Source organism: Smaragdicoccus niigatensis DSM 44881 = NBRC 103563, from assembly GCF_000380645.1.
In the GTDB taxonomy this organism is placed as follows: domain Bacteria; phylum Actinomycetota; class Actinomycetes; order Mycobacteriales; family Mycobacteriaceae; genus Smaragdicoccus; species Smaragdicoccus niigatensis.
In genome coordinates this window covers 24071-50727 of record NZ_AQXZ01000008.1, presented here as the reverse complement: position 1 = coordinate 50727, position 26657 = coordinate 24071, and the positions used below count along the sequence as shown (strand labels likewise).

Annotated in this window: 28 protein-coding genes and 1 pseudogene; 14 read left to right on the top strand and 15 right to left on the bottom strand. The window is 65.2% G+C overall.

Annotation, left to right across the window (positions count from 1 at the left end; translation table 11 throughout):
• Window positions 1–48: 48 nt before the first annotated feature.
• Complete coding sequence (locus F600_RS0101790) at window positions 49–270, bottom strand: hypothetical protein (protein ID WP_018158867.1); 222 nt, start codon at window positions 268–270, stop codon at window positions 49–51.
• A complete protein-coding gene (mca, locus tag F600_RS0101785) occupies window positions 270–1136 on the bottom strand; it encodes a mycothiol conjugate amidase Mca (RefSeq protein WP_018158866.1) in 867 nt (288 codons plus the stop codon). The genes F600_RS0101790 and mca overlap by 1 nt, the downstream gene beginning before the upstream one ends.
• An 88-nt stretch (window positions 1137–1224) precedes the next feature.
• Here mca and F600_RS0101780 point away from each other — a divergent pair, with 88 nt between their 5' ends.
• Together F600_RS0101780 and greA are read left to right on the top strand one after the other, a co-directional pair.
• Window positions 1225–1671: a DUF4307 domain-containing protein gene (locus tag F600_RS0101780; protein WP_018158865.1), complete on the top strand. Its 447-nt coding sequence runs from the start codon at window positions 1225–1227 to the stop codon at window positions 1669–1671.
• 263 nt (window positions 1672–1934) lie between these two features.
• Window positions 1935–2420 (top strand): transcription elongation factor GreA, encoded by a 486-nt coding sequence (gene greA, locus F600_RS0101775; protein WP_018158864.1) that lies wholly within the window; start codon window positions 1935–1937, stop codon window positions 2418–2420.
• 58 nt (window positions 2421–2478) lie between these two features.
• Here greA and F600_RS26415 read toward each other — a convergent pair whose 3' ends face one another.
• Window positions 2479–3009, bottom strand: coding sequence for a GtrA family protein (locus F600_RS26415; protein ID WP_018158863.1), 531 nt, complete (start codon window positions 3007–3009; stop codon window positions 2479–2481).
• A 69-nt stretch (window positions 3010–3078) separates the two neighbouring features.
• On the opposite strand from F600_RS26415, the gene F600_RS0101765 reads away from it, so the two are divergent.
• Both F600_RS0101765 and F600_RS0101760 read left to right on the top strand, forming a co-directional pair.
• Window positions 3079–3795, top strand: a complete 717-nt coding sequence (locus F600_RS0101765; protein ID WP_081628661.1) for a TetR/AcrR family transcriptional regulator — start codon at window positions 3079–3081, stop codon at window positions 3793–3795.
• Complete coding sequence (locus F600_RS0101760; protein ID WP_026306057.1) at window positions 3792–4859, top strand: DUF6670 family protein; 1068 nt, start codon at window positions 3792–3794, stop codon at window positions 4857–4859. Before F600_RS0101765 ends, F600_RS0101760 begins: the two co-directional genes overlap by 4 nt.
• Window positions 4860–4869: 10 nt before the next feature.
• On the opposite strand, the gene F600_RS0101755 is transcribed toward F600_RS0101760, so the two are convergent.
• The 3 genes from F600_RS0101755 to F600_RS0101745 are packed head-to-tail and all read right to left on the bottom strand — an operon-like array spanning window position 4870 to window position 8198.
• Window positions 4870–5841, bottom strand: coding sequence for a DUF6670 family protein (locus F600_RS0101755; protein WP_018158860.1), 972 nt, complete (start codon window positions 5839–5841; stop codon window positions 4870–4872).
• A gap of 12 nt (window positions 5842–5853) precedes the next feature.
• Window positions 5854–6594 (bottom strand): enoyl-CoA hydratase-related protein, encoded by a 741-nt coding sequence (locus F600_RS26410; RefSeq protein ID WP_040630029.1) that lies wholly within the window; start codon window positions 6592–6594, stop codon window positions 5854–5856.
• Complete coding sequence (locus tag F600_RS0101745; protein WP_018158858.1) at window positions 6591–8198, bottom strand: FAD-binding oxidoreductase; 1608 nt, start codon at window positions 8196–8198, stop codon at window positions 6591–6593. The genes F600_RS26410 and F600_RS0101745 overlap by 4 nt, the downstream gene beginning before the upstream one ends.
• A gap of 86 nt (window positions 8199–8284) precedes the next feature.
• On the opposite strand from F600_RS0101745, the pseudogene F600_RS32230 reads away from it, so the two are divergent.
• Window positions 8285–8464, top strand: a pseudogene (locus F600_RS32230) (TetR/AcrR family transcriptional regulator); the annotation flags it as partial.
• A gap of 369 nt (window positions 8465–8833) precedes the next feature.
• Window positions 8834–9418, top strand: a complete 585-nt coding sequence (locus F600_RS31440) for a gamma carbonic anhydrase family protein (protein WP_156024364.1) — start codon at window positions 8834–8836, stop codon at window positions 9416–9418.
• Here the strand turns inward: F600_RS31440 and F600_RS0101735 are convergent.
• Window positions 9399–9815 carry a DUF5655 domain-containing protein gene (locus F600_RS0101735; RefSeq protein WP_026306055.1) on the bottom strand — a complete coding sequence of 139 codons (417 nt, stop codon included), beginning with the start codon at window positions 9813–9815 and terminating at the stop codon, window positions 9399–9401. The genes F600_RS31440 and F600_RS0101735 overlap by 20 nt on opposite strands.
• Before the next feature lie 3 nt (window positions 9816–9818).
• Complete coding sequence (locus F600_RS0101730) at window positions 9819–10976, bottom strand: cystathionine gamma-synthase (protein WP_018158855.1); 1158 nt, start codon at window positions 10974–10976, stop codon at window positions 9819–9821.
• Between the two features lie 89 nt (window positions 10977–11065).
• Here F600_RS0101730 and F600_RS0101725 point away from each other — a divergent pair, with 89 nt between their 5' ends.
• Entirely contained in the window at window positions 11066–11605 is a 540-nt protein-coding gene (locus F600_RS0101725; protein ID WP_018158854.1) for a Dps family protein, read from the top strand.
• On the opposite strand, the gene F600_RS26405 is transcribed toward F600_RS0101725, so the two are convergent.
• Genes F600_RS26405 through F600_RS0101700 form a run of 5 tightly spaced genes read right to left on the bottom strand, consistent with a single transcriptional unit; the run spans window position 11566 to window position 14968 of the window.
• Window positions 11566–11976: a hypothetical protein gene (locus F600_RS26405; RefSeq protein ID WP_018158853.1), complete on the bottom strand. Its 411-nt coding sequence runs from the start codon at window positions 11974–11976 to the stop codon at window positions 11566–11568. The genes F600_RS0101725 and F600_RS26405 overlap by 40 nt on opposite strands.
• The gene (locus tag F600_RS0101715) at window positions 11976–13058 is read right to left on the bottom strand and encodes a molybdopterin-dependent oxidoreductase (protein WP_018158852.1); all 1083 of its coding nucleotides are present in this window, start codon (window positions 13056–13058) and stop codon (window positions 11976–11978) included. Before F600_RS0101715 ends, F600_RS26405 begins: the two co-directional genes overlap by 1 nt.
• The gene (locus F600_RS0101710; protein WP_018158851.1) at window positions 13055–13642 is read right to left on the bottom strand and encodes a class I SAM-dependent methyltransferase; all 588 of its coding nucleotides are present in this window, start codon (window positions 13640–13642) and stop codon (window positions 13055–13057) included. The genes F600_RS0101715 and F600_RS0101710 overlap by 4 nt, the downstream gene beginning before the upstream one ends.
• Before the next feature lies 1 nt (window position 13643).
• On the bottom strand, window positions 13644–14312 hold the full coding sequence (locus F600_RS0101705; protein WP_018158850.1) for a TIGR04282 family arsenosugar biosynthesis glycosyltransferase: 669 nt from the start codon (window positions 14310–14312) through the stop codon (window positions 13644–13646).
• Window positions 14309–14968, bottom strand: a complete 660-nt coding sequence (locus F600_RS0101700) for a glycosyltransferase family 2 protein (protein WP_018158849.1) — start codon at window positions 14966–14968, stop codon at window positions 14309–14311. The genes F600_RS0101705 and F600_RS0101700 overlap by 4 nt, the downstream gene beginning before the upstream one ends.
• 125 nt (window positions 14969–15093) lie before the next feature.
• Between F600_RS0101700 and F600_RS0101695 the strand changes: the two genes are divergently transcribed.
• Genes F600_RS0101695 through F600_RS0101685 form a run of 3 tightly spaced genes read left to right on the top strand, consistent with a single transcriptional unit; the run spans window position 15094 to window position 18124 of the window.
• Window positions 15094–16401: a hypothetical protein gene (locus F600_RS0101695; RefSeq protein ID WP_018158848.1), complete on the top strand. Its 1308-nt coding sequence runs from the start codon at window positions 15094–15096 to the stop codon at window positions 16399–16401.
• A 5-nt stretch (window positions 16402–16406) separates the two neighbouring features.
• The gene (locus F600_RS0101690) at window positions 16407–17099 is read left to right on the top strand and encodes a response regulator transcription factor (RefSeq protein WP_026306054.1); all 693 of its coding nucleotides are present in this window, start codon (window positions 16407–16409) and stop codon (window positions 17097–17099) included.
• Between the two features lie 2 nt (window positions 17100–17101).
• Window positions 17102–18124, top strand: a complete 1023-nt coding sequence (locus tag F600_RS0101685) for a sensor histidine kinase (RefSeq protein WP_026306053.1) — start codon at window positions 17102–17104, stop codon at window positions 18122–18124.
• A gap of 116 nt (window positions 18125–18240) precedes the next feature.
• On the opposite strand, the gene F600_RS0101680 is transcribed toward F600_RS0101685, so the two are convergent.
• Complete coding sequence (locus tag F600_RS0101680) at window positions 18241–20175, bottom strand: potassium transporter Kup (RefSeq protein WP_018158845.1); 1935 nt, start codon at window positions 20173–20175, stop codon at window positions 18241–18243.
• 72 nt (window positions 20176–20247) lie between these two features.
• Window positions 20248–21273 (bottom strand): NAD-dependent epimerase/dehydratase family protein, encoded by a 1026-nt coding sequence (locus tag F600_RS0101675; RefSeq protein ID WP_018158844.1) that lies wholly within the window; start codon window positions 21271–21273, stop codon window positions 20248–20250.
• Between the two features lie 218 nt (window positions 21274–21491).
• On the opposite strand from F600_RS0101675, the gene F600_RS0101670 reads away from it, so the two are divergent.
• From F600_RS0101670 to F600_RS0101655, 4 genes are read left to right on the top strand one after another with little or no spacing between them, the layout of a single operon-like run.
• Window positions 21492–23168, top strand: a complete 1677-nt coding sequence (locus tag F600_RS0101670) for a hypothetical protein (RefSeq protein ID WP_156024356.1) — start codon at window positions 21492–21494, stop codon at window positions 23166–23168.
• A complete protein-coding gene (locus F600_RS0101665) occupies window positions 23165–24112 on the top strand; it encodes an NAD-dependent epimerase/dehydratase family protein (RefSeq protein ID WP_018158842.1) in 948 nt (315 codons plus the stop codon). Before F600_RS0101670 ends, F600_RS0101665 begins: the two co-directional genes overlap by 4 nt.
• Window positions 24109–25404: an NAD(P)/FAD-dependent oxidoreductase gene (locus F600_RS0101660; protein ID WP_018158841.1), complete on the top strand. Its 1296-nt coding sequence runs from the start codon at window positions 24109–24111 to the stop codon at window positions 25402–25404. The genes F600_RS0101665 and F600_RS0101660 overlap by 4 nt, the downstream gene beginning before the upstream one ends.
• Window positions 25405–25408: 4 nt before the next feature.
• On the top strand, window positions 25409–26575 hold the full coding sequence (locus F600_RS0101655; protein ID WP_018158840.1) for an acyl-CoA dehydrogenase family protein: 1167 nt from the start codon (window positions 25409–25411) through the stop codon (window positions 26573–26575).
• Window positions 26576–26657: the final 82 nt, after the last annotated feature.

The window sequence follows — 26657 nt, the reverse complement described above, 5'->3', positions numbered from 1 at the left end:
AGAGACCTTCACCCGGATTTCCGGAGCCCAACGTCCGGTGCAGAACCGCTAGTCTTCCGGCTTCTTTCCCGGCTGCTCTTGCGCTTCCGGAGCTTCCGCCGGTTCGTCGAATGATTCCGGCAGCCGCTTGATGTGCCCGTTCATCGACCGCACTAGCAGGATCGTGCCGATGAGCAGCAGCAGGATGATGAACAACCCGAGCGGCGATGCTTCGCCGAATTCGGGTCCTGCGGGGTTGTTGTCACCGGCCGCGAGCAGGAGCTGGTTCATCAGGGCTGCGCCTCCTCGTCGTCAATGCCAGCGAACAGATCGGACTCCGGGATCGAAGTCTGCACCCGCGATTGTGCCAGTTCGAATTCCTCCGTTGTCCACACGCGTTGCTGCAAGTCCATCGGGATCGCGAAGAACGGGCCGTTCGGGTCGACCTGCGTCGCGTGCGCGCGGAGGGCGTCGTCGCGCTGTTGGAAGTACTTTCCGCACTCGATCTGCGTGGTGATGCGGTCCGGAGCGATCAGCAGCGGACGCATCATCTCCATCCGTTCGGCGAACGGGAACTTCTCGCCACGAGCGGCGTAGTCCGCCGCGAGCGCCTCGCCCCGGGCACGGACGAACCACGCGCCGTGGACGTAGTACAGCTTCGACACCAACCAGGCTTCGCCCGCGTCCGGGAACTGGTCCGGATCTGCGGCGGCGTGGTAGGCCGCGACCGAAACCTCATGGCAGCGAATGTGATCCGGGTGCGGGTAGTCGCCGTTCTCGTCGTACGTGATCATCACGTGCGGCTGGAAATCGCGCACGACCTGGACCAACGCGGCCGTCGCCTCGTCCAGTGGAACCGCAGCGAAGGAGTCCTCAGGCAGCGGCGGCAACGGGTCGCCCTCCGGCCACCCGGAATCGACGAACCCCAGCCAGTGCTGCCGGACGCCGAGGATTCGCGCAGCTTCGGCCATCTCCTGCCGCCGGACTTCGTGCATCCGATCCGCGACACCTTCGATGTCGACAGCTGGGTTGAGAACGTCGCCGCGCTCGCCCCCGGTCAGTGTGACCACAAGCACGTCGTGCCCCTCGGCGGCGTACTTGGCCAAGGTCGCCGCACCCTTGCTCGATTCGTCGTCCGGATGTGCATGCACCGCCATCAGACGCAAAGCTGCTCACCGTCCCTCTCGCCGTAGCTGAAGAGCGGGCCGACCGGATGTGTCGACCACTCCCCTATAGTTCCACTTGATGGCTGAGCGTCCACTGACAACCCCAGCAGGTCGTTATCCGACCGCGGGCAGTTCGCGCATTTCCAAACGCGCCGCGGTTCTCGTCCTCGTCGCGGGACTCGTGGTGGGCGCGGGGATCGGTGTCGCCTTCTATCTGCGGTTCGGGCGGACGCCGATCGACACCGGAGCGGTCTCGTTCCAGCTCGTCGACGACTCGACCGTCGAGATGACGTTCTCCGTCACTCGAGACGACCCGAGCAGGCCCGCGGTCTGCATCGTGCGTGCGCGCTCCAAGCAGGCGGATGAAGTCGGCCGGCGCGAGGTTCTCGTTCCTCAGAGTGCGGAATCGTCGACAGTGGTGCACACTTCCATCCGTACGTCGCGTCCTCCGGTGGTCGCTGAGGTTTACGGTTGCGGATATGAGGTACCCCGTTACCTGCGGTCCGACCAGGCCGGCATCAATTAGCTGAAGGTTCACAAGATCAGCCCGGAGTTGCCTTCGCACGTTGTCATGCGTGTTGGCTAAGGGTGCTAAAATGTTCGGATACACGGTTCCGTGCATCGGAGCCGTGTTTGCTGCTTTACGTGGCCGGGAGCGAGACCCCGAGCACGGTGGTTCGGGGGGACACCGCCCGATGATCGCCATGCAACCAGACCTCTGGCCGCGGCTGGGCAGCTGCGTGCACATGGATCCCGCGGGGGGATCCAACGTATGAGGGAGAGACCGAGATGTCCGAAACCACGTGGTTGACGCCCGAGTCCCACGACCGGCTTAAGCGGGAACTCGACGCGCTCATCGCGAACCGACCGATCATTGCGGCGGAGATCAACGAGCGACGTGAAGAAGGTGACCTCCGGGAGAACGGTGGCTACCACGCCGCGCGCGAGCAGCAGGGCCAGGAAGAGGCGCGTATCCGCGAGCTCCAGGAACTGCTCAACAACGCCAAGGTCGGCGTTGCGCCGGCGCAGGCGGGCGTTGCGCAGCCGGGCACCGTGGTGACCGTTTACTACGACGGCGACGAAAGCGACACCGAAACCTTCCTCATCGGGACGCGCGCCGCCGGTGGCGCCACCACGCTCGAGGTTTACTCCCCCGATTCGCCGCTGGGCGGTGCCCTGATCGGCGCCAAGATCGGCGACACCAAGAAGTACCAGCTGCCCAACGGCAACTACATGCAGGTCACGCTCGTCAGCGCAGAGCCGTACCACGGCTGACAATTCAGACCAAGAGAGCGGCCCGCCGGATCACCGGCGGGCCGCTTCTTTGTCCAGGTCAGGCCGTGCGTGCAGGGCTGAAGACCCAACCGCGGAGTGCCACGAAGCGCATACCGCCGATCACTCCGCTGAGCGCGATCGTGATCAGCGCCAAAACCGCTGCACTGATCGCCGGCACGGACATCTGAAGCAGCGCGATCGCTGCCGCACTGATGCCCAACCCGACGAGCGCCACGCCGCCGCCTTCCACCTGCGCGGTGAGCCAGTGGACCCGGTCGCTCGCGTGGAATGAGACTCGGCGATGCAGCTCGTTGGCAGCGATCGTGCTGGCGACGACGGCGGCCACATTCGCGACCTGGGTCCCGTCGTCGGTGAGCAGAACAAATACGGCAAAATAGAGAACGTTGCTCAGCCCGCCGGTCACTGCGAACCGCGTCAGCTGCGCAGCCCAGTGGTCACCTCGAATATCGATGCGTCCAGGCACGAATCGCGTGGGCGCTGCCCAGTTGATCGTGGGCACTTCGGTGAGGATCATTGCATCGTTCTTTCGATCGGCCAGCGACTCGATCCGCCAAGCGGAGGGGGTCATTCCGTTTACTGATTTGACCCTATCTGATTAAACGGACGATGTCATTCCGTTTACGCGTAGAATAGTGTTATGCAGCTAACAGGGGCGGACCCTGCGGTGAACGAGAAAACTCCCGCGGACGAAAAGCCGCTGCGCAAAGACGCCATTCGCAATCGCGAGAAGATCGTTCCGGCCGCGATGGCCGCGTTTGCCGAACACGGTTTGGAAGTCTCGATCGCCGAGGTCGCCGAACGGGCCGGAGTGGGCGTCGGCACGGTCTACCGGCGCTTCGGCGACAAAGAGAATCTGATCGACGCACTGTTCGCCGCAAAGATCGACGAGGTCATCGAACTCGCCGAGCGCGCGCTCGCCGAAGACGACGCAGCGGCCGCTTTCCTGACCTTCTGCGTTCGGTGCAGCGAACTGTTTGCCGAGAACAAGGGTCTGCGCCAGCTCATGTTGAGCCGTCAGCTCCCGCCCACCGAACTCACCTCGTCCGCCGCCGCGCGGCTGGGACCACTGCGAGAAGCCATTACCGACCGCGCCAAGAAGGCTGGCTGGCTGCGGGAATCTTTCGCCCCCAGCGATTTTCCGGTCATGCTGATCGCCGTTCAAGCGGTCCGCGACCTCGGCGGGGCCGAGCACCCCGACCTCTGGCGGCGTGCCCTGCGCCTGTGCATGGACGGCGCCCGTCAGGACTCCCGCATCCCCTCCGACTTGGACGTCCCCACACCGCTCACCCGCGAGGAACTCCAATCCGTCATCGACCGCCGCATTCGGGCGGCACAGGTAGATTGCGGTAAGTGACGACGCGCATAACCCCCTGGGGTTTGACGGCCAAAGTTCTCGTGGACGGCATTCTGCCGCGCATCGACAGCCGTCTCGAGGCGTCCCGACGGCCGTTCGACCGCGACGACCTGTTTCGGCCGTACGCCCAGTCCCGCCTGTGGGGCTGGACGCACTACGGCGTGTTCATTCCCGACCTGCCTGCGCCGTATCGGTACCTCAACACGATGACGTTCATCGGCCCCACCGGAACCCTCATGTTCGACAACGACGAGCTCGCCGCGGCGGACGCCCGCAACACCGCCACCGTGCTTTCGTCGACCGCACATGCGAACCAGCACCACTACCGGGCCTACGACGCGTCCACCGAGTGCGATTTCGCCGAGGACGGACATCTCCTGAAATGGGGTGACGACCTTTCGATCCGGGTCGCGCTCCCGAACGTTGCCGTCGACGCCACGTACGAGTCGTTCGAAGCGCACATCACGCTCACTGTCACCGACACCGTGTCGTACTTCGTGCGTAGCGCCGTCTACGACCACATCAGTCTTCTCGCACCGTTCGACGCGGTGATCAAAGACGAGACCGGCAACCACCGATTCTCCGGCCTGGGCACTTTTGAGTACGCCCGCTGTGTGTCGCCGCAGGCGTTGTCCAGTCGCCCGCTTCCCAAGGCGCTCAAGCTGCCGGCCGACTTCTTCACGTACCAGATCATCAATCTGGATGCGGACACCCAACTATTGCTCACCGACGTTCGCGCCGCTGGAGCCACCGCGTGCCGACTGGCACACGTGCGCACGCGCAGCGGGCAGGCTGAGGTGTATTCCGACGTGACGTTCGAGGTCCTCGAGCACGAGGAACCGCTCACCGACCCGTACGGCCGGGAAATGCGCGTCCCAGCGCGCATGCGGTGGACTGTCCGAGACGGCGAGCGCGAAGTCCTGACGATCGACGCCACCCATGACTCCCCGTGGCGATTCGGACACGGCCGCGGTTACGTCTCCGCGTACAGCTACACCGGTCGGTGGAACGGCTCCGCGATCAGCGGGAATGGCTACATCGAGTGGGTCGACGTCGAGCCCTGAGCCGCACCCGTCAACGCTCGATCCACTCGATGTAGCCGGTGCCGTCGATGGACTCACCTTCGAACGTTCCCGTGTAGCGGTAACTGCCGGCATAACCGGCGGCGAGCCCGTAAGCCCAGTCGCCGTTGGTTTCGCCCTCGATGGTGACGAGGTCCCCGCAACTCCAACGGAATCGTGTCGGCAATTCCATCTTCGCGCCGTCTGGCGTGGTCACGGTTGTCGTCGCGAGCACCTCGTGATGGAACCCGCTGCTGTGCACCGTCGCCGTACCGTCCGTGCGCCGGACGTAGACGTACCGGGACACGGGAAGTCCGGCCGTCGCGCGCACGTCGGTGAAGAGCACCTGCGTGTTGTCGTCGATGTTCAGGATTTGATAGGTGAAGAACCGGAACGGCAGCGGGAGGTTCACCGCCCGGGCGTATTCGAACGTGCACAGGCCCGTTTGGGTGAACGTTTCGCCGCCGGTCGGGGTGAAGGTGCCCTCGTACTCGCACAGCACGCTCCAGTGGTCGTAGACACCGAGCATGTGCGCAAAGTGCGAGACCGCCGCCGTCGGACGGATCGTCAGCTCGATGTGCGCCTGCGGCCGGACGGCTTTCAGTGCAATCTCATCGGCGCCGTGTTTGATGTCGAGGTCGTCGCCGAATCGCAGTGCCTTCCCATCGGGCGCGAGATCACAGTCGGCCGCCTGACTGAATTCGCGGAAGGAGTCCCGGGTGATTGCCGATCCAACGAGCACCCACGCCGGGTCATCGGTCGTGGCGAGTTTCCGATTGTCGAAGATCGGCGCCTTCGACGTCCCGAGCACGACGATGGCGTCGAAGAAGCAGAACGGCTCGGGCAGGCCCGGGATCATCACGCCGTAGTGGATGATCCCGAAGCGCCCGTGCTGGGTCGCGATCGTGGTGTTCGCGTCGAACGGCCGGCGGTTGAGCTCGTGCGTCCGGTTGATGAGTCCTAAAGCGTTGTGCAGTAATGACATTGCGAATCCCCGCTATCTCGTTCGGGTGGCGGCGGCCATGGTCTTCTTGACGACCGACCGCAGCGTTCGCTGGGTGGCCCGGCTGATGAAATCGAGCGAGAAGATCGTCCGTTCCCCCAGCGCCTGCTCGACATCGAACGCGGCTGACTCATTGAGTCCGACACTTGCGTACGTCGATTCCCGGTCGCTGAGCAGGCACGCCTGCGGGTGCCCGGCGATGAGTTCTGCAAGTTCGGTCGCTGCCGTGAGCGCGGTGCCGTCCGGCACCAGTCGATTGACGAAGCCAAGATGGAACGCCTCGTCGGCATCGAACTCACGTCCGGTCAAAATCAGGTCGAGCGCACGGCCCAGCCCGATGATCCGAGGTAGGCGAACCGTCCCGCCATCCACGAGTGGGACGCCGTGGAGTCGATCGAAGAAGCCGAACCGGGCACCTTCCCCGGCGACTCGGAGGTCGCAGAGCGCGGCCAGTTCGATGCCGCCGGCGATGCACCATCCTTCGATTGCCGCGATCACTGGTTTGGTGATCAGGCGGCGACTCGGCCCGAGCGGCCCGTCATCGCGGAGCGCCGGCAACCGCACGAGGTCTGCGCCGGAACTGAACGCCTTCTCGTCGCCGTACAGCACCGCGACCTTGGCTTCCGGATCGGCTTCGAACTCGGCGAACTCGTGGTGCAGGCGCTCGGCGGTCGCCGCATCGATCGCGTTGCGCACCTCGGGGCGGCCGATCCGAATAACCCGCACGGAGGTCACTTGCTGACTCCCGCCGGAATGAGCACACCGGGATTGAGGATCGCAGCGGGATCGAGCGCAGCCTTCGCTCCGGTCAGTGCGAGGGCGAACGGCTCAGGTCGCTGCCGGTCGTACCACGGCCGATGATCACGCCCAACGGCGTGATGGTGCGTGATCGTGCCACCGTTGAGGTTGATCGCCTCCGACACCGCGGACTTGATGTCGTCCCACTGCGCCAGGAGGGAATCCCAACGGCCCGGGGCATAGATCCCGTAGTAGGGCGCGGGTCCGTCGGGATAGACATGGGTGAACCGACAGGTGACCACACCGCCTCCGCAGACTTCCGCGAGCGCCGCGTTCGCCGCCGAGGTGACGGCGCCATGGAAGCGGTCGAAGTTGTCCCACGTGCACGAGGTCTCGAAGGTCTCGGCGATCATCGATCGCCGTGCCATGGCATCTCGCTGGTACGGCATCCGGAGGAACGAGGATTTCCAGGCCGCCGCCGCTGAAACATTGGCCGATTCGTCCTTGGATTTCGACGACACGACCACTCCGCCATAGTTGGTCGCGATGTCGATCGCACGGTCGAACCACGCATCGACCGGGTGGTCAGCGGATTCGAAAGCAACGATCAACACCCCTCCGCTCGTACCCACCCCGGCATTGATGAAGGCCTCCGCGGGATCGAGAAGCCGACAGTTCGACGGGTAGAGACCGGACTGCGAGATGGCCCGGGTGGCCGCGACTGCCGACGCGAAATCGGTGAACGTGATCGATGCGGTGATCTGCCATTTCGGCCGGTCCTGCAACCGCATCCACGCCTCGGTGATGACCCCGAGCGTTCCTTCCGAGCCCAGGAACATTCGATCCGGCGACGGACCCGCACCCGATCCCGGCAGACGCCGGGACTCGCTGATCCCGGCGGGAGTGACGGCTCGAATCGACTCGGTCAGATCGTCGATGTGCGTGTAGAGCGTGGCGAAATGGCCGCCGGCGCGGGTCGCGAGCCAGCCGCCCAGGGTCGAGTAGGCGAACGACTGCGGGAAGTGCCGCAGCGTCAGACCTTCGGGACGAAGCTGCTGTTCCAGCGCCGGACCGTACGTTCCGGACTGAATACGCGCCGCGCGACTGACCAGGTCGACCTCGAGGACCTGGTCGAGCAAGCCGAGGTCGAGACTCACCGACGGCCCGTCGAACCGCGGCTCGACACCACCGACAACGGAACTTCCACCGCCATACGGAATGACCGGTGTCGAAGTGGCCGAGCACCAGTCCAGCACGTCGACAACGTCCTGTTCATCGCGCGGCCGGAGCACGAGGTCCGGCACATGCGCGACATCACCCTGCAGGTTTCGCACCACATCGCGGAACGCCTTACCGCGGGCATGCGAGAGACGGTCGACCTGCTCATCGCTGGCGATTGCGGTCAGCGCCGCGGGCATCGAGATCCGGGGCGCTGAGACCGGCAAGCTCGACGGGTCCGGCGGGGCATGGTCGGTGAAGTCGTGACCGGGCAGCAGCGCCTGCACACGTGCGACGAGAGCTTCGGTTTCGGTCGCGGTCAGCTCGTCGCCGACGGCACCCCATCCCCACCACGAACGAGTCTCGGGCGATCGATCCGTCACAGTTGAACCCCTCACTGAATTGACTAATCGGTAATATACCGATCGGTTAATCTAATGCAAGGGTTCGAGGAAAGGTCGTCACGACGGTGAGCACCGCAGGAACGAAAGGCGTGCCGCGCGCTGCCCGAGAGTCGCAGATTCTCGACATCGCGGCTGAGCAGATCGCCCGAACCGGGTATGCCGGACTGTCATTGCGCGAGGTAGCGGCGCAGGCCGGAGTGTCGAAACCGCTGGTGTACGCCTACTTCGACACGAAGGACCGGCTGTACATCGCATGCGTCGAACGCGCCGCGGGAATCCTGAGCACGGCGATCGACTCGGCCGCCCACGGCAGTGGACGCGAGCGTGCGAAAGAGACGTTTCGGCGCGTGTTCACCGCGCTCGAACCTCGCCCCAGTGACTGGTCTGTGCTCTTCGATCGATCCCATCCGATGGACGGACCGGTCGCCGACGCGGCCCGTAGCGCTCGCCGGCGAATCGCCGCTCAATCCCGCGAAAGTGTCGCCGCAGCCTTCATCAGCACCGGGATTCAGCCTGATCCCACCGATTTGTCGACGCTCGCCGACATCTGGATGAGCAGCTTTTCCGCCCTGGTGAATGGGTGGCTCCGGCATCCCGACGTCAGTGCCGAGGTCATGGTGGCGCGCAGTCATCGACTCATCGACACCCTCCTCCGCGCTGCCAGCGGACCGCACACCTTGACTGCGCCTTTCCAGGACCACGCCCCCGATATCGACGACACCGCCTGGGTCGCTCCCAACGCGACCGTGATCGGCGACATCACGATCGGTCCCGGCGCCAGCATCTGGTACCAGGCAGTGCTTCGCGCCGAAGCGGAACCCATCTCCATCGGCGCCGGTTCGAACATCCAGGACGGGTGCGTGCTGCACACTGACCGCGGGTTCCCACTGCGGGTCGGTGCGGGTGTCTCCGTGGGACACAACGCGATCCTGCATGGCTGCACGATCGGCGACGACGTTCTGATCGGAATGGGCGCGACGGTCCTCAACGGCGCCACGATCGGCGCCGGCTCACTCATCGCCGCGAACGCCCTGGTCCCCCAGGGTGTCGACATTCCGCCGGGCTCACTCGTCGCGGGGGTACCCGGAAAGATTCGCCGGCCCGTGACCGACGAGGAGGTCGCCGACATCCGCGCGAACGCCGCCGGCTACGAGGAGCTGCGCGAACATCACCGGCAGATCAGTCTGCGGGCGCGTTGAGATAGGCCTCGGTCAGCCAGTTGCGGATCTCGTCGTCGAAGTCCGCGGGTTCGCGCAGGTTGACGACGTGAAAGTACTTGCCCGAGTACTCCATCGGCTTGCGGGTCATCAGGCCATGCGACACCCGATGCGACAGCGAGAACGACAGCGCCACCCACTTCGTCATGGGTCGCAACTGCGCGAACGACTGCGCTCGTTTGAGGAAGATCCCGACCGAGACCGGCTCGACGTGTACCGGTCCGATCGACTCCAGATGGTCGATGACCGCTTCGAAGATCGGTCGTTCCCACGGCGGGCCGGTCGCGAAATACTCCTCGATCGACATCGCCGGCGCGCACTCGTGGGACTGCCCGGACCGCCGGAAGCGGCGACCACACTGCGGGCAGTCCCAGGGCACGTTCTATCCCAGCGCTTGCTCGAGGTCGGCGAGCAGGTCTTCGATGTCCTCGATACCCACCGAGAGACGCACGAGGTCAGCCGGAACTTCGAGTTCCGAGCCCTCGGTCGACGCGTGCGTCATGGCCGCGGGGTGCTCGATGAGCGATTCGACGCCACCGAGCGACTCGGCGAGCGTGAAGACCTTGGTACCGGCGCACAGTTCGCGGGCGGCGTCCGCTCCCCCGTGGAGGCGGACCGACAGCATGCCACCGAACCGGCGCATCTGCTTCTCGGCGACCTTGTGGCCCGGGTGGCTTTCGAGTCCCGGGTAGATCACCTGAGACACCGCCGAGTGCCCGACGAGGAAGTCGGCGATCTTCTCGGCGTTATCGCTGTGGCGCTCCATGCGGATCGCGAGCGTCTTGATCCCGCGCAGCGTGAGGTAGCAATCCATCGGTCCCGGAACCGCGCCGGCGCCGTTCTGCAGGAATCCGAAACCTGCGTGCAGTTCTTCGTCGTTGGTGACCAACGCACCACCAACCACGTCGGAGTGACCACCCAGGTACTTCGTCGTCGAGTGCAGCACGATGTCCGCGCCGAGCGTGATCGGCTGCTGGAGGTACGGCGACGCAAAGGTGTTGTCGACGACGAGCTTCGCGCCACTCTCATGCGCGATGTCGGCGAGGGCGGCGATGTCTCCGATGTTGAGCAGCGGGTTCGTCGGCGTCTCGACCCACACGAGCTTGGTGTTGGGGCGCATCGCCGCGCGAACGGCATCGGGGTCGCTCACGGCGGCGACGCTGTGCTCGATTCCCCAGTGCTTGAACACCTTGTCGATCAGGCGGAAGGTGCCGCCGTAGGCGTCGTTCGGGATCACCAGGTGGTCGCCCGGGCGCAGCACCGTACGGAGCGTGCAGTCCGTGGCGGCCATACCGGAGCTGAATGCCCGGCCGAACTGACCGGCTTCGATCGCGGCGATGTTCGCCTCGAGCGCGGCACGGGTCGGGTTGCCGGTGCGCGCGTACTCGTAGCCGTTGCGCATGCCGCCCACGCCGTCCTGCATGAACGTCGAGCTCGTGTAGATCGGAACGTTGACGGCGCCGGTCTGCGGGTCCGGGTCATATCCGGCGTGAATGGCTTTCGTCGAGAACCCGGCGTTGTCGAAGGCGCTGTCACTCATTCCTTGAGGGTATCGGGTGCCCGAACGGTTAGTGGCGTCCGATCCGGGTACGCGGACTGAAGCAACTTGCCGTCAAGGAGGAACTCATCATGCCGGAATTCACGATCCCTGGAATGACGAAGAAGGACAGCGTCAAGGTCGCCCAGATTCTGCAGAAGCAGCTCAGCACGTACAACGACCTGCATCTCACGCTCAAGCACGTTCACTGGAACGTCGTCGGCCCGAACTTCATCGGCGTCCACGAGATGATCGACCCGCAGGTCGTGCTCGTGCGCGGCTTCGCGGACGAGACCGCCGAACGCATCGCCGCACTGGGCGAGTCACCGCAGGGCACGCCCGGCGCCATCATCAAGGACCGGACCTGGAACGACTACTCGCTGGGCCGGGACACGGTCCTCGCCCATCTGGGCGCGCTCGACGTCGTCTATCGAGGCGTCATCGAAGACACGCGCAAGGCCATCTCGGACACCGATAAGCCCGACCCGGTCACCCAGGACATGCTCATCGGTCATGCCGCTGAGCTGGAGAAGTTCCAGTGGTTCGTGCGGGCACACCTCGAGAACGCCGGTGGTCAGCTCAGCGATTCCGGTCAGCGGACCGAGAAGGGCGCCGCAGCCAAATCGCGGTGACGCCACCACCGAATGAGCGCGTAGACACCGCCCGCCGCCCACACGACGATCAGTACCGCAGCCAGCCCCCCGACGTAGTTGCGATCGAGGACCGTCGTGTTCGGCAGCGTGCGCCCGAGCACGGGTATCGCGATCAACACCAGGACGACCGTCAAGAAGCCGCAGACCGAGACCCACACGGGCATCCGGCGAAGGAGCAGGAACCACACCGCCAAGCACAGTGGAGCGAACAGCCCGTCGTGCAGCGCGATGCCGCCTCCAAACCACACTGCGGCGTTGATGAGTTCCGGGATCGGACGGGTGAACGCCGACGCCACGCCGAAGGCGATCGCGGCGAGACCACCGACGATGAGGGCCGTTCGGACCAACATCACAACACCTCGATTCGCGACAGCCACTTCGTCTGCAGCACGCCCGGACGCGCGGGTGCGATGAGTCGGCACGGATAGCCGTGGTCGAGGTCGAGCACGGCGCCGTTGAGGCGCAGCGCCACCACAGTGAGCGGATCGTCGGCGACGTCGGCGGGCAGTGTCGTCGCGCGATAGAGCCCGTTCTTCTCGAGCGAAGTGACTCGGACTTCGCGGCCTTGGGGCGCTTTAACGAGGTCCAGGAGCTGCCGCACCGTGACGCCTTCCCAGTTCGCGGAGGCACTCCAGCCCTCGACGCAGGAGATCGGAAGGGTGGCCTTCGTCTGGGCCATCAACTGCAGATCAATCCGGCTGAAACTCTTTTCCTGGCCGGCGCCGACCACGGCAAGTCGATAATCGGGCGATTGCGCGGCCGCGCCGATGTCGGCTGCGGCGGCGGTCCGGTTGATCGGCAGATCCTGCGGGCCGTTCCCGCTGCGCGGCGCCAGTACCGACACGCGCCGGAGAACAGGTACCGATTGTCCGGCGACCACGAGCACGGCAATACCGGTCGCCAGCCACGCGGTACGCAGCACCGTCCGACGAGCGGGATCGATCTCCTTCTCCGCGAGCGCCGTCCGAATCTCGGGCAGTTTGACCCCGATGTGAATGAGCAACGCGCCCACCACAACCCACGCGACGGCATAGTGGACGGGCGGGAAGAAGAAGGCCCACGGGTACCACTGCGCTGCGTTGAGAATGCCCGAGACGACCTCGAAGATCATCGCACCGACGAGGACCGCGATACTTCCCCGCTCCGCGGCGTGCAAGGGCGATCGGATGATCGGCTTCTGGAACAGATTCGGGAACACCGCCCACAGCTTGACCAGCAACAACGGGATGCTCGCGACGCCGGTGATGACGTGCAATCCCTGCGTGAAGCTGTAGAGCCACACGGGACGCGTCGGCCACGGAACCCAACCGTGCGAATGCTGGATCAGGAACGAGAGATATCCCGTCACGAAGCAGATCGTGATCGCAATCCCGAGCAAGAGTCCAACCCGGGAGGCGATCGCGGGGCCTCGCACTGTCTTCGCGTCGCTCATGCTGCTCGCCCCATTACCGCCAGATGCCGACCGTCGTCCGACATCGTGGACATCACCGCAAGACCCGCCGACGCAGCCAGTTCGGCAGCAGAATCGAGTCCCGCCTGCGCCCACGGGAACCATGGACTGGCCGCGTCCCGGGTTTCGAGGCGCACCGCCCGAACTCCCAATGCCACTCCAGGCGAATCGAATTCGACGATCGCCGTGCCGTTGGGACGAAGCAGTTCGCCGACCCTGCGCAGCAGTCGAACCGGGTTCGCACCGAGCCCGAGGTTGTGATCCATCACCAGCACGTGATGCCAGCGACCACCGCCGGGCAGTTGGCCGAAGACGTCCCGCTGCAGCGCCGGAACGCCGAGTGCCGGCGTCCCGCGTTCCGCGAGCCACTCCACGAATCGGCCCGGACCGCAGACCACATCGATCGTCGGGCCGCTGCACAGCCGGAGCACCCTCGACTCGAATGATCCGACGACTCGGGGATGTCCCAACGGGAGCGGTGCGCGGCTGCCATCCGCGGCGCGCATCCAGACGCGGTCGCCGCTCAACGCGCGCTCGAAGATTTCGGTCGTTTTCACGCGCCGCATCTCAGGCTCCTCGGGCCATTCGCGCGGCAAAGAGTTCCGCGCGAAAGTGCGAGTCAGGTTGGCACTGCGCGGCAACTGCGGCCGCATCCTCCGGAGTGTCGACATCGCGAAGCTGGGCGACGGACCGAATGACGAGTCCCGCACCACGCAGGGCCGCGGCGGTCAGGTCACCGGTCTGCGACGTCGACATCGGCACCTCGGCCAGTACTGCCGCAGCCTCCGGGTTCGCCAGCCCGAGGACCCACCAGCCGCCGTCGTCGGCCGGTCCGAGTGCGGCAAAGCCCGGCTGGGTGGAGGTGGCCGCGGCATGCAATTCTTCCGACGTGACCTGCGGGGTATCCATTCCGATCTGCACGACGGGCCCGCGACCCAGGCGCGCCGAATCGACGTGCGCGTTCGCCAGACGCGCGCCGAATCCGTCACCACGCTGCGGAATCACCGTGAAATGCGCAAGCATCCGCCGAACCTCGTCGGCGCGCTCGGCGCGGGCGAGATCACCGGTGAAGGCCACCACGCGATGCTGAGCCGGGGTTCGAAGGACGGTTCCCAGAGTGTCGAGCAGGCTCGCGGCCGCCAGCCGCGCAGCCTGAACGCTTCCGAACTCGGGCGCCAGCCGCGTCTTCGCCTCTCCGGCAACCGGAGCCTTTGCAATCACCAGAAGAGTCGTCATCGCAGCATCCTCAGAAAATCCACCGTCGCGACGAAGCTGCCGCGAACCGACCCGGAAACCTTCGACACCCCACCTGCCCGACGCCGGTACGAGATGTCGTGCTCGCTGATGCGCCAATTGGCGGCACCCGCGCGGACCAACAGTTCGATCGGAAAACCGAAGCGTCGATCCTGGACATTGAGTCCTTGCAGCCGATCGGTCCGGGCGACTCGCATCGGTGCGATGTCATGGACGTCGACGCCGTGTTTGCGACGCAGCCGCCACGCCGCGACCGACGATCCCAGTCGCGCATGCCATGGCCAGACTCCAGCCTCGGAGAGGCGGGACCGCCGGCGACCCACTGCCAGATCGGCACCCGCCTCGACCGCGGCGATCAGTTGAGCCAATTCCTTCGGGTCGAGAGATCCGTCGCCATCGATCACTGCCGTCAGCGGCGTCGTGACCGTGGCGATGCCCGCGAGAACCGCCGCCCCATATCCGGGCTGTGGTTCGTGGACGACCCGTGCGCCCCACGCGGTGGCTACCTCCGCGGTCGCATCGGTCGAACCGTTGTCGACGACGATCACTGAGTACTCCGGCGGGATCGCGGCCAGAACCACTGGCAATGCGTCCGCTTCGTTTCGGCACGGCACCACGACCGTCACGGGTTGTCCCATGTCTCGACGCTAGAGGGGGCGGGCGTCTCGCGACCCCAAGATGGCCATGACGAAACCATGACATTCGCTGTTTCCACGTCTTGACCTGCGTTTATCGGACAAACAGGCGACTATCGTCTTCTCGTATGGCGGTTGGCACCCTCGAGTCGAAGAGCGCGTCGCGGACGCGACTCGATTACCTGATGGCGGCCGGCGCATTGACGCTCGTCGCGATCGCCATAGCGGTGCCATTGATCAACAAGAGCCTGCACCGCCGGAATCACGCATCGACCGCGCCGATCTTCGGCGAATGGCACCCCCACGTGGGATGGGGCACCGTTCCGGCGCTCGCCATCGCCGCCGCTGTTGTCTGGTGGGGTCCCGACCTAGCCCAACGACTGTCATGGCGCAGGCTTGTCGCGGTCACCTGGCTGGGGAATCTAGCGTGGACGGTGAGCCTCGTCTTAGTCGACTCTTCCCTGCGCGGATTCGGCGACCCGCTGACCGACAAGAACGAGTATCTGCACGACATTCCGCGCATCAGCAGCATCGGCGAAGCTGTGCGCGACTTCTCGAGCCGAATTCTCGACTTTCAGCCGGATTCCTGGACCACGCACGTGTCGGGTCATCCGCCCGGCGCCTTCCTCACGTTCGTCGCCCTCGACCGTCTGGGCCTATCCGGCGGAACGTGGGCGGGACTCTTCGTGGTCATCACCGGGAGTTCGGCGGTGGTTGCCGTCATGCTGACCATCCGAGTTCTGGGCGACGCAGACTGGGCGCGACGGACCGCACCATTTCTCGCGTTGGCTCCGATCGCAGTCTGGGTCGGAACATCTGCGGACGGCTGGTTCATGTGCGTCACCGCATGGGGAATCGCACTTCTGGCCATCGCCGCGACGACCTCGAACCTGGCCGCCGGTTTTGCGAGCGGCCTGCTCCTCGGGTTCGGGGTGTACCTCAACTACGGACTTCTCCTCATGGGTGTGCCCGCGGTGGCCGTCCTGTGGGCGGCCCGGAATTGGCGGCCGCTGGTACCCGCGCTCGTCGGTGCGGTGCTTGTCGCCGCGGCGTTCACGCTGAGCGGGTTCTGGTGGCTGGACGGCATGCATCTTGTCGTTCAGCGCTACTACCAGGGCATCGCGAGCGAGCGTCAGTTCGGATATTGGGTGTGGGCCAACCTCGCGGCGACCGTGTGTGCGGTCGGCCTCGCGACGGTCGCGGGGCTGCACCGGGTACGACCGCAAGGTGCTGGCATGCTGCCGATCGGCGGATTGGTCGCGATCCTCGCCGCCGACCTCAGCGCGCTGTCGAAAGCCGAAACCGAACGAATCTGGCTATCGTTCACCATCTGGCTGCTCGCGGCCGCCGCCCTACTCCCCCAGGCGCGAAGATGGCTCGTCGTCCAAGCGGCGGGCGCACTATTGATCAACCATGTGATCCTGACGAATTGGTGAGTGAGATGACCGTCCTGATTGCCGACGACGATCCGATCGTCCTCGACATCGCCCGCCGCTACCTCGAGCGCGACGGCCATACGGTGCTCGCCGCCCCGGACGGCAACCGCGCGTGGGACCTGTTGCGCAACAACGAGGTCGAACTGGTGGTCGCCGACATCATGATGCCCGGCCGAGATGGACTTTCGCTGTGCCGCGACATCCGAACGGGCGCGGTCGTCGACGCGGCGACGCCGATCATCCTGCTCACCGCACTCGGCGAAGAGGAGGACCGCGTCGTCGGGCTCGAATCCGGAGCCGACGACTACATCGTGAAGCCGTTCAGCCCGCGCGAGCTCGCGCTGCGCGTTGCGGCTCTGCTCCGTCGCGCCCAGGCGGCACCGATCACTCGAACGGCGGCGGTGATCCGCGATGGCGATATCGAACTGCATCCCGGTGCGCGGACAGTCGTGGCGGGCGGAAAGCCGATCAATCTCACGGGTCGCGAGTTCGACCTTCTGCACTTCTTCCTCACGCACCAGGGCGTGGTGTTCTCTCGGCAGGACCTCCTCGAGCAGGTCTGGAACTGGGACTTCGGCGACTACTCGACCGTCACCGTGCACGTGAAGCGCCTGCGCGCCAAACTCGCGGAGCATCACCGAGTGCGGACGGTGTGGGGTCACGGTTACAGCTGGGGCGGCTCGGGGGAAGAGGAATGACGATGCCCACCGACTCGCTCCACATCGTTTTATATGCGCTGGTCTTCGCGGTTCCGGTGGTAGTGCTCGGCGCGCTTGTGGTCCTCCGGATGAACCGTGGTTCACTCACGCTCAGCACCGCAGTGCTCGTGATGATCCCGGTCCTCGCGACGCTTTCCGGCGTCGTCGGGGTCAGCGGGTTCATGTTCACCGACGACTTCACGCGCAACCTGTTCGTCCTGATCGTCGTCGCCGTCGTGACGCTGCCTGCTGCCGTCGCGCTAGGTCGAATGCAGGCGAAACGAACGGTCTGGCAGGAGCAGATGCGCGAGAAGGAACGCGCTGCGGAGAAGTCCCGCCGCGAACTCGTCGCGTGGATCAGCCACGACCTGCGAACGCCGCTCGCCGGCATTCGTGCCGTGACCGAGGCTTTCCTCGACGGCGTCGTCACCGATCGCGACGACGTCGAGAACTACGCCCGCCAAGTCCGAAGCGAGGCGCTTCGGCTTTCTGCGATGGTCGACGACCTGTTCGAGATGTCGCGGATCAACTCGGGCGCGATGATGCTCGACGTGGAACCGGTCGACCTCGCCGAGATCGCCGACGAAGTACTCGCCTCGCATCGCCTCGCGGCCGCGCGCGCTCAGGTCGACCTCCGGTCACACGCTCCTGATCAGCGGGTTGTCGTGAAAGGCAGCGACCGCGCGCTGGCACGCGTGCTGTCCAACCTCATCGTCAACGCCATTCAGCACACGCCACCCGGAGGTGCCGTCGACGTGTCGCTCGGCGCTGATTCCGCACACGCCTGGGCCCGCGTCGACGACACCGGAACCGGCATTCCGGCGGCCGATCTCCCCCGCGTTTTCGAGATGGCCTATCGCGGGACCAACTCTCGGACACCGACCGCCGACAGCGATTTCGGACCCGGAACCGGGCTCGGGCTGGCCATCGCCGCCGGCCTCGTCTCGGCACACGACGGCGAGATCACTGCCGCCAACCGGGCGCAGGGCTGTCGCTTCGAGGTCCGGATTCCGCTGGCGGTCTAGATGACCTGCGGCGATCGTTTTCGGAGGCAATGTCTCCCGCAAAATGGGTTGTACAAAAGTGGACTTTTGTACACGTCGCCGCGCAGGAGACTTTCATCCGCGCCGCCTCGGGACGGTTACACCTCGATCTGCGAACCGATCGTGACGGTGTGGCTCCGCGGGAGCCGGAAGTAGTCGGCGGCATCGGAACTGACGTGTGCGGACGCGATGAACAGCCGCTTGCGCCAGGCCGCCATCGTGGGCTGATCGCCCTTCTTGAGCTCGATCTTCGACAGGAAGTACGACACGTCGTCCGCGGCGACGCGGCCTTCGGTGAGCGCCGGATCGAGCATGCGCAGAACGCGCGGCACGTTCGGGTTCTCCATGTAGCCGTAGCGCACCGTCACACGGATGATGCCGTCGTTCTCAAACCCGAGACTGTCGACACTGAGGCGCTCCGAATCCCGGATCGAGGGCACCGACTCCGTCAGGATCGTCATGATCACCACCTGTTCGTGGAGAACGTGGAAGTGCTCGACCGTCTCTCGCATGGCAATCGGTGCAGACTCCAGGCCGCGGTTGAGGTAAACCGCGGTTCCGGGAGTTCGCGTAAGGCTCGGAGTCCAGGTGTGTAGCTCGTCGATGAACTGCTGCAGGGGACCTTCCTCGGCCTCGCGTGCAGCGGTCGCGATAATTCGGCCCTTCTGCCATGTCTGCATGATCGTGAATGCGGTGATGCCGATCAGCAGCGGCAGCCAGGCGCCGTGCACGAGCTTGGTGACGTTGACCGCGACGAAGAGGACGTCGATGCTGAGCAGCGGAATTCCGACGAGGAGTACCAGCCACAGCGGTGTCTTCCAACGCTTGTACGCAAGGAATCCGAACAATGCGGTCGTGATGAGGATCGTCGCCGTGACGGCCATACCGTAGGCGAACGCGAGCGCCGCGGAGCTGCGGAACGCGAATACGAGCGTCAGCACCGACACCATGAGCATCCAGTTGATCCACGGAACGTAGATCTGGCCCATCGTCGACTCCGACGTGTAGACGATCCGAAGTCGCGGCAAGTAACCAAGCTGCGCGGCTTGGGAAGCGACGGAATAGGCACCGGTGATGACCGCCTGCGAGGCGATGATCGTCGCCACAACCGTCAGAAGAATGAGCGGAATCCGAGCCCAATCCGGCGACAGCAGGAAGAACGGCGCGCTCACGGTCGACTGGTCGCCGAGGATGAGCGCACCCTGTCCGAGATAGCACAGGACGAGCGATGGCAGAACGAGTCCCAACCAGCCGAATGTGATCGCACGACGTCCGAAATGGCCCATGTCGGCATACAGCGCCTCGGCACCCGTTACCGACAGCACGATCGCGGCGAGCGCAAAGAACGCCAAGTGGAAGTGATTACCGAGGTAGCCCAACGCGTAAGTCGGGGACAGCGCCTTCAGAATCACCGGGTGTCCCATGATGCCCTTGATGCCGAGCGCGGCCAGGGTCAGGAACCAGACGATCATGACCGGCCCGAAGAACTTGCCGACCGTGTCGGTCCCCTTCTTCTGCACCATGAACAGCGCGACGATGATCACCGCCGTGACGGGGACGACCCAATCCGCGAAGCCGGGGTCGAGAGTCTTGACACCTTCGACGGCCGACAGGACCGAGATCGCCGGCGTGATCATGCTGTCGCCGAAGAACAGGGCAGCACCGAAGACGCCCATCGCGGCGAGGACCCTCGTCTTGCCGCCGCTGCGGGCGCCCCACTTCTTGACCAGGGTGATCAGCGCCATCACGCCGCCCTCGCCGTGGTTGTCGGCCCGCATGACGAGCGTGACGTAGGTGAGCGTGACGATCGCCATGACCGACCAGAACAACAGCGAGACGACGCCGTAGACCGCCTCGTGGTTGAGCGGGACGGGGTGTGGATCGTCCGGGTTGAAGACCGTCGAAATGGTGTAGATGGGACTCGTTCCGATGTCGCCGAAGACGACCCCGAGAGCGCCGATGATCAGGGCCGTTCGCCCCTCGGAATGCCCGTTCGCCGCTTCATCTTTCGTGTCCGCCACAGCCACTGCCATGGGCTGAGTATGCGCGCCCTTTACGCCATCCGACATGATCTTTACGCCATCCTTGCGCCGGGGAAAGCGTCATCACACTGTGGGTCGCGTGTGCCCGGTAGTCGCGCGCAGCGGAGCCGTGGCGAACCCGGCCAGTCCGTCCCTCGGAGCCACCCCCGCCTCGAAGCCGAGCACATCACGAGCCTTCGCCGGGCTCGCGACAATGTGCCGAACATCGCCCGGGCGGAACTCACCGGTCACCACGGGCTGCGGACCACCAACCGCCGACGACAGCGCCGAGGCAACCTCCAGAATGCTGACCGGACGACCGGAACACACGTTCACTGCCTCGAATCCGGACACCGACGATTCGACGGCCAGCCGGTTCGCCCGCGCAACATCACTGACCTCGACGAAGTCCCGCATCTGCTGGCCGTCTTCGAAGACTCGCGGCGGCTCGCCCCGTTCGAGCGACGACCGGAACATCGCCGCCACACCGGAGTACGGCGTATCGCGCGGCATGTTCGGCCCGTAGACGTTGTGGTACCTCAAAGCCACGACCGAACCTCCGGTCGTCCGCGTCCAGGCCAACGCGAAGTGCTCCTGGGCGAGCTTGCTGGCGGCATAGAAGCTACGCGGTCGCAATGGCGCATCCTCAGGGACGACTTCCCAGCTCAGCGGCTCGCCCGCGTCGGAGAGGGGATCGAACCGGCCGGCCCGAAGGTCGGCGATCGACCGAGTCACCTCGTCCGCTCCCCGATATCGCCCTTCGCCGTAGACGACCATCGACGACGCCAGAACCAGTCGCGTGCAGCCCGCCCGAGCCATCGCGGCCAGCAATACAGCAGTCCCAAAGTCGTTGTGGGAAGCGAAGGCCGGCGCATCGAGCGCATCGACCCCGGCGCCGACGACCGCAGCCTGGTGACACACGACGTCGACACCCTTCAACGCCTCGTCGAGCGCGTATCCGTCCCGTACATCGCGCCGCACGCCCGAGGAATCACCGTGCGCCGACGGCAGATACGCGTCGAATTCGACGACCTCATGCCCGTGGGATCGCAACTCCGCCGCAACCGCAGACCCGATGAAACCCGCCGACCCCGTGAGCAATACGCGCATGGGTCCATCGTTGCTGCGGCGGGAGAGGACGAAAACCCCGGACGGAGTGACGTTATGGAACGGTCACCCTTCCTGTGCGGCGAACGGCTTGATCCGTCGTCGCTTGCTACTTTGTCCGAATCGGACTGCTATCGACTCCCCCACGCAACGAAGAAGCCACGTCGGCCGAACCCGTCGACGCGTCGGTTCGCCGCGTCCACCGCATTGAGGTCACCGCCTTGGCGGGAGTGTTCGCCACTCTCATGGTCGCGCTCGCCGTCGTAGGTGGCTGGCGGGGATACACCGCGGTCCCGCTCTGGGACATGTGGCCCGGAACGATCGGATTCCTGCTAGCCGTCCGCCGCGGCGACTGGTCGATCTGGTGGGCCCCGCACAACGAGCACCGCATCGTCCTCACGCGTGGGCTGTTCTGGCTGGATCAGTACGTTTTCGGTGGTCAGTCGGCATTTCTGATCACGATGAACTACCTGCTCGTCGCCCTCGCCGCGGTGCTGTTCGGACTGCTCATCCGCGAGTTGGCGCGCGAGGGCAGACTGCGGGTCCCGGCCCTTGCGCTGTCGCTCGTCGCCACCGGTCTGCTGTTTCTCTGGACCCAGAGCGAGAACTTCATCTGGGCGTTTCAACCGCAGTTCTTCCTCGCGTTCGTCGTCCCCCTGCTGGCGCTGTATCTCCTCGCCCGATCCACCACAGTGTCCGGGTCGACGTCATTCGTGCTGGCGTGCGTTGCCGGCGTGGCATCGGCCGGGACCATGTCCAACAGCCTTCTCACGCTGCCGATCATGTGGTTGTACAGCCTTTTCGTACTGCACACCCGGCAGCGCCAGATCATTCTGTTCGCATTGTCAGTCGTCGTGACGGCCGCCTATCTGCCGGGGCTGTCACCCGTTGACTCGGTCAATCCGGCGATTCGTCACGGTTCCTTCCCCGGAACTCTCCTGGCTCACCCGTTGTCGGGGGCAAAGTTCGCGCTCCTCTACCTGGGCAACCCCGTCGCCATCCTCCTTGGGTACGACCACGTGGCGAAGTTGTCGGGAGCCGTCGCCGGCGGTGGGCTGGTCATCGGAATTCTGTGGCTCGCATGGCGGGAACGTCGCAGCCCGAGCGTGTCGCCATATGTCATGGCCCTGCTGGCGCTGAGCGGCTACGTCGTGCTGACCGCCGTCGTCACCTCGGCGGGGCGCCTCGAGTTCGGTATCGGCGCGGCGCTGGTGAGCCGGTACTCGACGCCCGCCGTCGTGGCCTGGTGTGCATTCCTCGTTCTACTCGCTACGGTTCGCGTGAATTTTCGGCACCGACCTGGGCCGGTGATGACGACGGCTGCCGTCACGCTCGTGGCGGTCTTTCTCCTGCAGTATCAAGAAAGAGCCCTCGACGCCCAGGACGCGGTGCACGCGACGCGTGATGCCGTCGCGCTGGCCGCGGAACTCGGGGTCGACGACATCTCGCTGATCAGCGTGGAACCGGCATTCGAGTACGCGCGGTCCATCGCGCCGGAGGCGGAGCGCGCCGACGTGTCGATCTTCGGTCACTACCCCTACAAAGGCCTCCGCCAACAGCTCGGGCAGCGACTCGACGACACGACAACGACCGTTTGCCGGGGTGCCTTGGATAGCCCACCGCAACCGGTCGACGATCGCTTTGTTCGGGTGACGGGCTGGATCGTCAACCCACAGACCGCAGCGGCCCCGCGACTCGTCCGTTTCGTCACCCCTGACAACCGGATCGTGGGTTTCGCTCTGACCGGTACCCCACGTCCCGACGTCGCCCGCGTTGTCGGCCCCGCGGGGGCAACCTCCGGCTTTCACGGCTACCTCCTTGCGACGGCAAACGGGCTGGTGACTGCAGTCGGCGACGAACCATCCTGTCGGCTCGCTCTTGAAACGAAGGTGTCATGACTACCGAGCGCAGGATCGTTGTCACCGGAGGCGCAGGCTTGGTCGGGCAGAATCTCGTCGCGCGTCTGTCCGCGGCCGGGTGGTCGAACCTCGTGGTCCTGGACAAGCACGCGGGAAATCTCCGCGTTCTGCGCGAGCTTCACCCGGGAGTCGAGTGCGTGGACGCCGACCTGGCCGAACCCGGCGACTGGCCGCAACACTTCGATTCGGCGGACGTCGTCATCATGCTGCACGCCCAGATCGGTGGAAACGACCCCGACGCGTTCACCCGCAACAACGTGGAGGCGACGCGCCTGGTCCTCGCCGCGGCGCGCACGCATGCGGTACCGCACATCGTCCACGTCAGTTCCTCGGCCGTGAATTCCGTCGTCGACGACCTGTACGCGAACAGCAAACGAGCGCAGGAAGCGATGGTGCGGGACAGCGGCCTTTCCTGCGTCACACTCCGGCCGACCTTGATGTTCGGCTGGTTTGACCGCAAACACCTCGGCTGGCTCGCCCGTTTCATGAGCCGTAGTCCGGTTTTTCCGGTCCCGGGACGCGGCCGCTACCGCCGCCAGCCACTGTTCGTCGCGAACTTCTGCGACATCATCGTCGCCTGCCTCGAGCGCGACATTCGCAGCGGTGCATACGACATCTCGGGCGTGGAGGAGATCGATTACATCGACATCATCCGAACGCTCAAGCACGTCACGCGAGCACGTGCCCGCATCGTCCAAATCCCCTACCTGCTGTTTTATGCACTGCTGTGGATTTGGGGGCGCTTCGAACGCCAGCCTCCCTTCACGACCCAGCAACTCGCCGCGCTGGTGGCACCTGACGAATTTCCCGTCATCGACTGGCCGGACATCTTCGGCGTCGAGCCGACACCGTTCCGGGATGCGCTGGTCCAAACTTTCGGGCCCTCCCGGTTCAGTCACGTCGTGCTCGAGCGTGAGCGATGACTGCGCCGGAACGCATCGCGGTCCTCGGCGGCGGCCCGATGGGGCTGGCTGTCGCGTATCAACTCGCTCGAGACGGACAGCGGCCGGTCGTGTTCGAGGCGGACGACCGCATCGGCGGGATGACCGCGTCGTTCGAATTCGGCGACCTGGAGATCGAGCGCTACTACCACTTCCATTGCACGAGCGACTCGGACCTGCTGACTCTGCTCGACGAACTCGGCATTTCCGAACGCATGAACTGGGTCTCGACCCGGATGGCGTACTGGCACGGCGGCCGGTTACAACCATGGGGAAATCCGATCGCGCTGCTGCGGTTCCGCGGCCTCAGTTGGCACGCGAAACTGCGCTACGGCCTGCATGTCATGGGCGCGACGCGGCGCCGCAACTGGCGGCCCCTCGACAGCCTCCACGCCACTCGCTGGGTGCAGCGGTGGGTCGGCGCGGAGGCGTACGAGGTGCTCTGGCGCCGACTCTTCGAACTCAAGTTTCACCACCACAGCGATCGTCTGTCCGCGGCGTGGATCTGGGGACGGGTCAGTCGAGTCGGGACATCGCGGGACGACGCCTTCCGCGAGAAGCTCGGCTACCTCGACGGCGGAACTGTCGGCGTGCTGCGCGCGATGCGCCACGACATCGAGAAGCACGGCGGCGAAGTGCGGCTCGGCAGTCCGGTCAACCGCGTTGTGGTCACGGACGGTGCGGTCTGTGGCGTGCAGACCAACGGAGCAGTTGAGAGCTTCGACAAAGTGATCAGCACGGTTCCCCTGCCGTACGTGCCCAGGATCATCCCGGACCTGCCTGCCGAAAACATCGCGGGATATCGATCCATCGACAGCATGGCGGTCGTGTGTGTCATCGCGAAGTTGCGCAAGCCGGTCTCCGAGAACTTCTGGATCAACACCAGCGACCCGGACATGGACGTCCCTGGGTTCGTCGAATACTCCAACCTCCGGCCGATGTCCCGCCCGCTGGTTTACGTGCCGTTCTATCTCCCACCCGAACACGCCATGTACGCCGAGCCCGACTCCTCGTTCATCACGAAGGTCACGCGCTACCTCTCGACCATCAATCCCCAGCTCGCTGCGGGCGACTTCATGGACTTCAACGTCAGCCGGTACCTGCGCGCACAGCCGATCTGCGAACCGGGTCACCTCGATCGACTCCCACCGATCGCAACTCCCATTCGGGGCCTGTGGGTCGCCGACACGGCGTACTACTACCCCCAGGATCGCGCGATGTCGGAGAGCATTCGACTGGGCCGCAGCATGGCTCGGGAAGCTGGCCTATCGTGACTGCATGGCCAGCAGTGTTGAGGAACTCTTCGCTTTCGACTCTCTCCTGAACGACGAGGAACGCGAAATACGTTCCACCGTGAGGAAATTCGCCGATTCGACGCTGCGCCCCAACCTCGCCGAGTGGTTCGAGAACGGGACGTTCCCGGTACGTGAACTGGCCCCCGAATTCGGCAACCTCGGCCTGCTCGGCATGCACCTCGACGGCTACGGCTGTCCGGGTATGTCGGCCACGGCTTATGGCCTGGCGTGCCTGGAGATAGAGGCGGCCGACTCCGGCGCGCGCAGCCTGATGTCTGTGCAGGGATCGCTGTCCATGACCGCGATCCACAAGTACGGCAGCGAAGAACAGAAGCAGCAGTGGCTTCCGGATATGGCCGCCGGCACGAAGATCGGCTGCTTCGGCCTCACCGAACCGGACTTCGGTTCGAACCCCGGCGGGATGCGCACCCGTGCGACCCGCAAGGGCACCGACTGGGTCTTGAACGGCTCAAAGATGTGGATCACGAACGGCACCGTTGCCGACGTCGCGATCGTCTGGGCGCAGACCGACGACCGGATCCGCGGCTTCCTCGTTCCCACCGACTGCCCCGGCTTCAGTGCCAACGAAATGCACCGCAAGTTGTCGTTGCGCGCGTCCATCACCGCGGAACTGTCGTTCGACGACGTCGTTCTCCCCGCCGACGCGATCCTGCCGGAATCGCGCGGACTCGCCTCTCCCCTCGGCTGCCTGTCCGAGGCCCGCTTCGGCATCATCTTCGGTTCGATCGGTGCCGCACGTGACTGTCTCGAATCGGCGGTCGCCTACTCCAAGACGCGTGAAGTCTTCGAAAAGCCCTTGGCGGGTTACCAACTCACGCAGGCCAAACTCGCCGACATGGCCGTCGACATCGGCAACGGCATGCTCCTGGCGGTCCACCTGGGCCGTCTCAAAGACCAGGGCGTCATCCGGCCCGAGCAGGTCAGCGTCGGAAAGCTCAACAACACCCGGACCGCCATTCGAGTCGCGCGCGAATGTCGCACGATCCTCGGCGCGAACGGCATCACCCTCGACTACCCGGTCATGCGGCATGCGAACAACCTCGAATCGGTTCTCACCTATGAGGGCACCGCCGAGGTGCACCAACTCGTCGTCGGTCAGTCGCTCACCGGCGAAAGCGCGTTCCGCTGACCATTCGCAACCAGCGACTCGGCATCCGACTGGGGGTACAGAAGGCGTCAGTCACCATCGAGCGCAGTGATTCTCACGAGTT